Annotated in this window: 7 protein-coding genes and 2 pseudogenes; 2 read left to right on the top strand and 7 right to left on the bottom strand. The window is 73.0% G+C overall.

Translation table 11 applies throughout. The features are described from left to right. From ABZY11_RS40280 to ABZY11_RS40260, 5 genes and pseudogenes are all read right to left on the bottom strand, one after another. Nucleotides 1–310: pseudogene (locus ABZY11_RS40280) on the bottom strand (hypothetical protein); the annotation flags it as partial. 29 nt (nt 311–339) lie between these two features. Beyond that, nucleotides 340–1164: a rod shape-determining protein gene (locus tag ABZY11_RS40275; protein ID WP_356483923.1), complete on the bottom strand. Its 825-nt coding sequence runs from the start codon at nt 1162–1164 to the stop codon at nt 340–342. Between the two features lie 182 nt (nt 1165–1346). Beyond that, nucleotides 1347–3455 carry an NAD-dependent DNA ligase LigA gene (ligA, locus tag ABZY11_RS40270; protein ID WP_356483922.1) on the bottom strand — a complete coding sequence of 703 codons (2109 nt, stop codon included), beginning with the start codon at nt 3453–3455 and terminating at the stop codon, nt 1347–1349. 27 nt (nt 3456–3482) lie between these two features. Continuing rightward, nucleotides 3483–5582: a phage holin family protein gene (locus ABZY11_RS40265; protein ID WP_356483921.1), complete on the bottom strand. Its 2100-nt coding sequence runs from the start codon at nt 5580–5582 to the stop codon at nt 3483–3485. A gap of 100 nt (nt 5583–5682) precedes the next feature. Further along, the gene (locus tag ABZY11_RS40260) at nt 5683–6096 is read right to left on the bottom strand and encodes a hypothetical protein (RefSeq protein WP_356483920.1); all 414 of its coding nucleotides are present in this window, start codon (nt 6094–6096) and stop codon (nt 5683–5685) included. A 183-nt stretch (nt 6097–6279) separates the two neighbouring features. Here ABZY11_RS40260 and ABZY11_RS40255 point away from each other — a divergent pair, with 183 nt between their 5' ends. Then, nucleotides 6280–7062 (top strand): MBL fold metallo-hydrolase, encoded by a 783-nt coding sequence (locus ABZY11_RS40255; protein ID WP_356483919.1) that lies wholly within the window; start codon nt 6280–6282, stop codon nt 7060–7062. Next, nucleotides 7062–7679: a DedA family protein gene (locus tag ABZY11_RS40250; RefSeq protein WP_356483924.1), complete on the top strand. Its 618-nt coding sequence runs from the start codon at nt 7062–7064 to the stop codon at nt 7677–7679. Before ABZY11_RS40255 ends, ABZY11_RS40250 begins: the two co-directional genes overlap by 1 nt. Here ABZY11_RS40250 and ABZY11_RS40245 read toward each other — a convergent pair. Together ABZY11_RS40245 and ABZY11_RS40240 are read right to left on the bottom strand one after the other, a co-directional pair. Then, entirely contained in the window at nt 7669–8733 is a 1065-nt protein-coding gene (locus ABZY11_RS40245) for an MBL fold metallo-hydrolase (protein ID WP_356483918.1), read from the bottom strand. The two genes, ABZY11_RS40250 and ABZY11_RS40245, sit on opposite strands and share 11 nt — an antisense overlap. A 25-nt stretch (nt 8734–8758) precedes the next feature. Further along, nucleotides 8759–9112, bottom strand: a pseudogene (locus tag ABZY11_RS40240) (pyridoxal phosphate-dependent aminotransferase); the annotation flags it as partial.

Raw genomic sequence — 9112 nt, 5'->3', positions numbered from 1 at the left:
GTCGGGGTGCGGGCGGCGGCTGGGTCCGGTGGTGGTCGGTCGCCGTGGCCGCGCGGCTGCGCCGGGTGTCGTGGACGGTGCCCGTGCGGCCGGTCCGGTCGGTGTGCGGGGTGGGCTGATGGGCGCCGGGTGAGTACGCGGCGGAGGGCGGCACCCCGGCGATCGGCCGGGCGGGGAGTGCGGATCCGGCGGCCGAGGGGGTGCTGCCGACGACAGTGAGGACGGTGAGCAGGAGGGCGGCGAGGAGCAGCCGCGCCGCCTGTGCGGTGCCGCGGTGTGCCGGAGCGCCCGGCCGTGCCCTCGGGGGCACATTCCCCGGGGGCGGCCCCGGGAGGGGGGTCACCCGGTTCGGCCGGTCAGGGCCGGCGCCTCGCCGGCCTGGCGGAGCACGGAGCTGAGGACCATGCCGGCGCCGCGTACGACCGCGGTCGCCGGGTCGTCGGCGAGACGTATCGGAACGCCGAGGCGGACCGCGATCCGGTTGGTGATGTCGGGGCGGGCGGCACCTCCCCCGGCGAGCAACGGGCCCTTGCGCAGGGCCCCGAGGACTGCGCCGTGCCGGTCCTGCTTCCACATCTCCATGATCATGTCCAGGACGGTGCGGACGACGTCGGTGGGCGGCTGTGCCGGGTCGAGGTCACCCAGCCCCGTCTCGGCCTGGCGGGCGTCGCGGACCTGCCCGTCGACGAGCACGGTCGCCTCGGTCAGTTCGGCGCCGATGTCGACGACGAGGAGCGGGCCGCCGGCCCGCGGTCCGGCGCATGCGGCGGCGGCCCTCGCGCTGTCGAGGGCGATGACGGTGGTCGGCCCCAGGGCGGCGATCAGTTCTTCCGCCTCGGCGCGGTGCCGGGCCCCGGCGAGGACGGGGTGGCTGAGCACGATCACGGTGCCGGTGCGGTCCGCGCCCAGTGCCGTGTCGGCGATCCGGCCGAGCAGCCGGCCGCAGGACTCGGGGTCGACGATGCGCCCCCGCCGGACCGGGCGGCCGTGCCCGGATTCCGTACCGGCGTCCTCGCAGACGTCGGTGTCGGCCATGACCCCGTGTCCGGGCACCCAGACACGGGTGCGGGAGCTGCCGAGATCCAGGGCGAGGCCACGGGTGACACCCCGGCGGTCCCCGCGGACGGCTGGGCCGGGACGTCGTCCGTCGTGCAGAGAACGCATCGCCCCTCCCCCGGCCTGCCACCGAAGCCACGCACCAACCCATGAACCCGCTGATAGCGAGGCATGGCCGAGCCCTCACTATGCAATAGGGAGGCAAAGAAAGCCACTCCCCGGCAAAATCCAAGGGCTCGGCCGCCGGAATCCACCAGGGTCTGTCCGGCCCCGGCGGTCCCCGATGTGCGTCACACCTCCGACGGCAGGAACACGGCGACCAGTTCGGCGAACTCGTCCGGCGCGGCGATCCGGATGCCGAGGTCCTCCGCCTTGGTGCGCTTGGATCCGGCCTTCTCGCCTGCGACCAGGAGCGAGGTGCGCTTGGAGACGCTGGACGAGGACTTCCCGCCGGCCCGCTCGATCAGCTCGTTCATCTCGTTCCGGGAAAGCTTCTCCAGTACGCCGGTCATGGCTCCGGTGACCACCACGGTCATTCCGTCCAGCGGCAGAGCGGTGCCCTCCCCGTCCGCGGCGGCGGCCGCTTCCTCGCCGTCCTCCCCCGGCTCGGGCGGCGGCGTCGCGCCGGGCTCCGTCATGTTGACCCCGGCGGCCATCAGCTTCTCGATCAGCGGGGCCAGTTCCACCAGCTCTGCGACGACGCCCGCGGCCTTCTCCTTGCCGATGCCGTCGACCCGCTGGAGCTCCTCGGCGTCGGCTGCCCTGATCCGGTCCATCTCCGCGAAGTACCGGGCGATGCGCCGGGACATGGAGCGCCCGGTGCCGCGTACCCCCAGCGCGCAGAAGACCCGGGAGAGCGGCTGGGTCCGGGCCGCTTCGATGGCGGCCAGGAGGTTGTCGGTGCTGGTCTCGCCCATCCGCTCCAGGCCCAGCAGCTGTTCGCGGCCGAGGGTGAACAGGTCGGCGAAGTCGGCCACCAGACCGGCATCGACGAGCTGGACGACACGGGTCGCGCCGAGGCCCTCGATGTCGAGCTGGTCGCGGCCCGCCGCGTACGAGACGGAGGCGACGAGTCGGCAGTCGCGGCCCCGGACACAGCGCCAGCGCTGCTCGCTGGTGTCTATCTCGGAGCCGCACTGCGGGCACGCCTCGGGGAAGTCGATGGGCTTCTCGTCACCGGTCCGCAGATGGGCGACGGGGGCCTCGATCCGGGGGATGATGTCGCCCGCCTTGTAGACCATCACGCGGTCGCCCAGGCGCAGATCGCGGCGGGTGATGTCGGCGGGGTTGTGCAGCGTGGCGTAGCTGACGGTCGAGCCGTCGATCTCGACCGGCTCCAGCACGGCGCGCGGCGCGATGATGCCGGTACGGCCCACGTTCCACTCGACGCCGAGGAGCCGGGTGACCTTCTCGACGGCCGGGAGCTTGTACGCGATGGCCCAGCGCGGTGCGCGGCTCCCGGAACCGGCCTCGCGCTGGTCGGCCGCGAGATCGGCCTTGATCACGATGCCGTCGATGCCGAACGGCAACGAGGCGCGCAGGGCCGCGACTTCCTCGACCCGGCTCTGCACCTCCTCGACGGTGGTGACGCTGCGGGGCGCCACGTCCGTGTCCGCCGCGGTGTGCACGCCGAGCCGGGCGACGTACCCGAGGACCTCGCTGTGCGGGAGTTCGGCAAGGGTGTCGGCCAGCTCGCCGGAGTCGGGCAGCGGCAGGGCGCCGTAGGCGAAGAACGTCGTCTCCACCGTGTACGCGCGGTCCTTGGCGCGGAGGGTGCCCGCCGCGCCGTTCCTCGGGTTGGCGAAGGGGGCGCCGCCGTGTTCGGTGCGCGCGGCGTTGGCGTGTTCGAACTGCTCGGTCGTCATGAGGATCTCGCCGCGTATCTCGATCGTCACCGGATCGGCGAGCTGCTCGGGCAGGCCCACCACGGTGCCGATCGCATGCGAGACGTCCTCGCCCGCGGTGCCGTCGCCCCGGGTGATCAGCTGCTCCAGGCGGCCCGCCCGGTATCGCGCCGCGACGGCGAGTCCGTCGAGCTTCGGCTCCACGCTCCAGGCCGCGACGGGCCTGCCTATCCGGCGCTCCAGCGACGCCGTCCAGGTGACGAACTGCTCGGCCGAGAAGACGTTGTCCAGGGACAGCATCGGAACCGTGTGCGGTACGTCCCCGCTCGCGGCGCCGCCCGCCACCTTGCCGGTCGGCGAGGTGTCCAGCACCTCCTGGGGGTGCTCCTGCTCGTACGCCGCGATCCCCCGCACCAGCCGGTCGTAGGCATCGTCGTCGAGCGTGCTCTCGCCCGTGGCGTAGTACGCGGCGGCGGCCCGCGTCGCTTCTTCGACCGCTGCGGCGTAGGCGGCGGCATCGGCGAGCACAACAGCTGAGTTCGTCATGGCCCCCATCCTGCCGCCCACCACTGACAACGGCCCTCAGCCGGCCGCCCGGACCGATCCGTCCGCCTCGTCGGCGCCCCCCACCGCGCCCGGCCGTGACAGGGGGATCTGCGGCCCCGAACACTCCCGCAGCCAGCGCCGCAGCACCTCGTGCACCTGTTCGGCACCCACCAGCTCCGTGTCCGGTGCCACCGGCGGGGACAGCTCGGACGGCCACAGCAGGAACGGCCGGGACTGCTCGCCGCCCAGGCCGCCGTGCGAGCCGATCTGTTCCTCGAAGGCGTGCACACAGCCCGTGTCGCTGTCGTACATCGAGTTGACCATGACGTCGGCGACGTGCGGGAAGGTGTCGGTCCGCCGCACCGCCGCGGCCGCCCCGGGGCCGAACGGGGCCAGCGGCCCCTCCCCGTCCGCCAGCTCCGACACCGGGATCTCCGCCCCGCCGCGGCCCAGCACCACCGATCCGTGCCGCTCGCTGCGGACCAGCAGAAAGCCGATGCCGGGGTGGTTGGCGAGGGTGCCGAGCAGGGCGGGATGGCTGCGGTCGAGCTGTTCGCGCGAGGCGCGTCCCTTGATGTCGGGGAAGGAGATCAGGCCGAGGTTGCCGGAGGCGAGGACCACGGGGTCGGACGGCTTCGCGAGAGGTTCCGCCGCGACCTCGCCGACCGGCCGGTGCAGGGCGATCCGTACCGCGTCGCGCGCCTCCGAGCCGCTGCGGGTGCGCTGGGCCCGCCGGGGCACGGGCAGCCCGCAGCCGGCCCGCACCAGGTCCTTGAGCGTCAGCCCGTAGGCCTCCGCGAAGGTCTCCCCGGGGCTCTGGCCATGGTCGGAGAGCAGCACGATCCGGTAGGTGCGCGGGGTGTGTTGGGCGACCTTGACGATCAGGGCGAGCGAGCGGTCCAGGCGTGCGAGCACCTTCTCCGCGTCACGGCTGTTCGGTCCGGAGTGGTGCGCCACCTCGTCGTAAGCGACCAGGTCGGCATAGACGGCGGTGCGGCCGACGAACATGTCCCCGATGACGGCGGCGACCACCACATCGCGTTCGACGACGGTCGCGAAGGCCCGGATGAAGGGGTACAGCCCGCCGCGCTTGATCCGGGGCATGACCTTCCGTATCCGTGCCCGGGTCGACTGGCCGATCTCGCGGCAGACCTCGGCGACGAAGGACACAGCGGTGCGTACGGCGTTGGCCGGGTCGGAGAAGTACGCGAAGTACCCGGCCCTGGAGCGGCGGCCCTTGCCGAACCGGGCCGCCATGGACAGGACGAGCGCCAGCTGGTCGGCGCCGCCGCTGAAGAGGTTGCCGCGGCTGGCACCGTCCAGGGTGAGCAGCCCGCCGTCGCGGGTGCGCGCGATGGCCCTGCGCTGGAGTTCGAGGGCGCTCGCGGGTCTGCTGGAGACCATGACGTCGCCGGTCTCCTTCTCGTACCAGCGGAAGGCGGGGATGTCGTGGTTGCTGCCGTGCAGGATGCCGAGCTGGCTGGCCCCGGTCTGGCTGGACCAGTCGGTGCGCCACGGGGTGAGCCGGTGCCCTTCCTTGTCCGCCAGCCACTGCGCGACGGTCGGCATCAGGCCCTCGTCGGCGGCGCGGGCGAGCACGTCGTGACCGACGCCGTCGAGCTGGATGAAGACGGTGCCCGGCGGTCCGCTGCGCCCGCTGTCCGTGCCGGTGCGGCGTCGGCGGCGGACGGCCAGCCGGGAGAGCCTGCGCCGGTAGGCGTTGTCGTCGCGGACGGCGAGCGCCGTGGAGGTCGCCGAGGCGACGGCGGACATCACGGCCGCGACGACGACGGCCGTCTCCGGGTCGGCGGCGCCGCGCCCGTCCGGTATGAGCCGCAGGGCGAGCAGCAGCAGCGAGCCGTTCAGGAAGAAGACGAGCAGCCCGAGGACCAGCGCGGGCACGATGAGCAGCGCCCTCACCACGACGGGCCAGACCAGTGCGGACAGCAGACCGAACGCGCCGGCGCCCCAGGCCGCGGTGAACGCGATCTTGGTGATGCTGTCGCCGTCGTCCGACTGGAGCTGGAAGTCCGGCAGTATCCCGGCGAGCGCCAGCATCGTGAGCGTCGAGACCGCCCACACCACGACCACTCGCATCAGGGCGCTGCCGGCTGTTCGCCATCGCCCATCACCCACGCCGTTCCACCTCACGTCCGGACCCCGCCGTTCCGGGCCCTGGCCCCCAGCTTTTCACAGCGGAGCCGCGGGCCACCCGACGCGGCGGCCCGCGGCCGGTTCAGCAGCCGTCGTAACCGGCGGTCGGCATGGAGAGCCTGCGGTGCACGCTCGCCTTCGTACGGGCGGTGTACGGCGGCTCGTCCAGCCCCGCGATCTCCAGGCGCACCCCGCGCCGCTCGCACTCCGCGGCGAAGTCCGGCACCGAGGTGAGTGCCCGCTCAAGCACGCGGTCGTTGGCGGCGACGAACAGTTCGACGTCGCCGCTGTCGACATCGGTCCACAGGGCGTGGTGGTCGGGGCGGAGTCCGTAGAGCCGCAGCTGCCGGGTGACGACGTATCCCTTGTCCGCGGCCCAGCGGGCGCACATGTCGTGCTGGCTGCGGGTGTCCACCAGGAACGGGTCGCTGTCGAGCTCTTCGAGCGGTGTGAGGCTGGCGATGGCCGCCACCCGTACGTCCGTCACGTCCCCCATGGCCGTTCCCCCCGTGCTAGGCGTACCGGCGACCCTACCCTCCGGGCCCCCGCGCAAAAAGGCGCATGTCAGGACGGGAGGAGCGCGGGCCAGGAACACCTGTGCGCCCCTGATCCGCCGGACAGGCCCTACGCTCGATGCCTGGGCCGGAACCGAGGAGCCCGGGAACGAGGAGGGCGTCGCGTGCCGGTGGAAGTCACCTGGTGGGGTCATGCCACCTGCACCATCGAGGACTCCGGGGTCCGGGTGCTCACCGATCCGCTCTTCGTGCGTCGCTTCGCACATCTGCGCCGCCGCCGCGGTGAGCTGCCCGGTCCCGAGGCGACGGTCGCCGATGTCGTGCTCGTCTCGCATCTGCACTCCGACCATCTGCATCTGCCGTCCCTGGCCAGGCTCGCCCCCGGCAGCAGGCTGATCGTGCCGCTGGGCGCGATGCGCTCCGTGCCGAGGCTGCGGGCGCTGCGCTCGGTGCGCGGGCTGCGGATCACCGAGGTGGCCCCGGGCGACCAGGTCCGGGTCGGTGACGTCCGGGTACTGGCGGTTCCGGCGATGCACGACGGCAGGCGGCTGCCGATGGGCCCGCATCGCTCCCCCGCGCTCGGCTTCGTGGTCGAGGGCGAGGCGCGGACGTATTTCGCCGGTGACACGGGGCTCTTCGACGACATGGCGCAGGCGGTCGGCCCGGTGGACGTGGCGCTGTTGCCGGTGGGCGGTTGGGGCCCGTATCTGGGGCATGGCCATCTGGACGCGGGCCGTGCGGCACAGGCGCTGGCCCGGCTGGCGCCCCGGTCGGCCGTGCCGGTGCACTACGGCACGTACTGGCCGATCGGCATGGACGGGGTCAGGCCGCACGAGTTCCACTCACCGGGTGACGAGTTCGTCCGCAAGGCGGCACTGCTGGCGCCGGAGGTGGCCGTGCACCGGCTGTCCCACGGCGAGCAGGTGCGGCCGGAGGGCGCCAGGTGATCCAGGAGGTCGTGAAACAGCTGCCCCCGGAGTCGACGCAGCAGGCGGTCGGCTATCCGTCCCTGTTCCTGCTGGTGGCGCTGGGGGCGCTGGTTCCGGTGGTGCCGACGGGCGCGCTGGTGAGTTCGGCCGCGGTGGTGGCGCTGCATCAGTCGTCGCCGTTCTCGATGCTGATCGTCTTCGCGGTGGCCTCGACCGCGGCGTTCCTCGGTGACATATGCCTGTACTGGCTCGGTCAGCGCGGGGTGCGGTCGAAGAACGGTTCGAAGTGGCTGCGGACGATCAGGGACCGGGCCGCTCCGGAGCGGCTCGCGCAGGCGCAGCAGAAGCTGGACGAGCACGGTGCGGTGGTGCTCGTGCTGTCCCGGCTGGTGCCCGCCGGGCGGATTCCGGTGATGCTGGCGTGCTTGCTGGGCCGGATGCCGCTGCGCCGGTTCGCCCGCGGCGATGTGCCGGCGTGTCTGGCGTGGGCGGCGACGTACCAGCTGGTCGGGATTCTGGGCGGTTCGCTCTTCCCCGAGCCCTGGCAGGGGGTGGTCGCGGCGGTGGGGCTGACGTTGCTGATCAGCGGGGTGCCGGCGGTGTGGCGGAAGACCCGGGCGCGGTTCAGCCACTGATCGTGCGGGGTGCCGGTTCCAGTACGCGCGAGGCGCCGATCGGCAGGTCCCAGAGCCGTGTCCGGGGGTGTCCGGCCCGTTGCCAGGCGGTACGCAGCCGGGTCAGCGGTTCGAGCACGGGTTCCGCGGAGAGCAGGAAGGTGGCCCAGTGCATCGGTGCCATCGCACGGGCGCCGAGATCCTCGTACGCCTGCACGGCCTCCTCCGGATCGGTGTGCACGTCACCGAGCCACCAGCGCGGTTCGTACGCCCCGATCGGCAGGAGGGTCAGGTCGATCCCGGGGTACCGGCTGCCGATCTCGCCGAACCAGTGCCCGTACCCGGTGTCCCCGGCGAAGTGGATCCGTTGGGCGTCGGGGCCGGGAGTGGCGATGATCCAGCCGCCCCACAGCGAGCGGCAGGTATCGGTGAGGGTCCGCTTGGACCAGTGGTGGGCCGGTACGAAGTCGAAGCGGACCCCGTCGAGCTCGGCCGATTCCCACCAGTCGAGTTCGGTGACGCAGGTGAAGCGGCGACGGCGGCACCAGCGGCCGAGCCCGGCGGGGACGAAGAGCGGGGTGTCCCTGGGCAGTCTGCGCAGGGTGGGGGCGTCCAGGTGGTCGTAGTGGTTGTGGCTGATGACGACGGCGTCCACGGCCGGCAGGTCCTCCCAGCGGACGCCGACCGGGGTGATCCTGGCCGGGGTTCCGAGGATGCGCCGGGACCAGACGGGGTCGGTGAGGACGGTCAGCCCGCCGGTGCGGATGATCCAGCTGGCGTGCCCGGCCCAGGTGACGGAGGTGGTGCCCGCGGGGGTGGCCGGCAGGGGTTCGGGGGCGTAGGGGAGCCGGTGGATGCCGCGCAGTCCTTCCGCGTTGGGCCGCAGGGCGTGTTCACGGGCCAGCCGGGACATGCCTATGACACTCGGGAGTGGCGCGGTGAGCCGGTCCGCGAAGCTCCTGGGCCAGTCCCGGACCTCGCCGAGCGGACGCGGTCCGACGATCCGGCCGCGGGCTGTGCGGTGCGGTTGCGGCTGCGCGGTCCCGGTGCGGGAGCGCTCGGTCTGTTCCGTCATCGAGAGACTCCCGTCTCGCAGTTCCTCATCGGAGTTCGTCGAGGGCCGTCCCGAAAATGCTCAGGGCTTCGGCCACATGCGGCAATTCCAGGGGCGCCACAGCGGTGAGGGACTCCAACTGCTGTGCCGGGGTCGACCCGAGCAACGCCCCGGTGCCCAGCCGTACGCGCAGCGCCCCCAGTTCGTCGCCGAACCGGTGCCCGCCCGGCGTCGGCGCGCCGAGACGTTCAGTCAGGTACTCCTCCAGCTCCAGCGAGTCCGTGACACCGCGGCCCGCCAGCCGGGATCTGAGCGGGCCGAGATCGGCGTAGAGATGCCGGCCCGCCTGCGGGGGCCTGGCCAGCGCCCCCGAGGCCAGGACCGCGCGGTGGGCCGCGGC

The sequence above is a fragment of the Streptomyces sp. NPDC006510 genome, from assembly GCF_040611955.1.
GTDB lineage: Bacteria > Actinomycetota > Actinomycetes > Streptomycetales > Streptomycetaceae > Streptomyces.
Note: the sequence above shows the minus strand (reverse complement) of the source record. Positions and strands in the feature narration are given on the sequence as shown.

Coding starts and splice junctions, on each gene's coding strand:
- ABZY11_RS40275 (WP_356483923.1), bottom strand. CDS start 1,164: ATGCGTTCTCTGCACGACGGACGACGTCCCGGCCCAGCCGTCCGCGGG.
- ligA (WP_356483922.1), bottom strand. CDS start 3,455: ATGGGGGCCATGACGAACTCAGCTGTTGTGCTCGCCGATGCCGCCGCC.
- ABZY11_RS40260 (WP_356483920.1), bottom strand. CDS start 6,096: ATGGGGGACGTGACGGACGTACGGGTGGCGGCCATCGCCAGCCTCACA.
- ABZY11_RS40245 (WP_356483918.1), bottom strand. CDS start 8,733: ATGACGGAACAGACCGAGCGCTCCCGCACCGGGACCGCGCAGCCGCAA.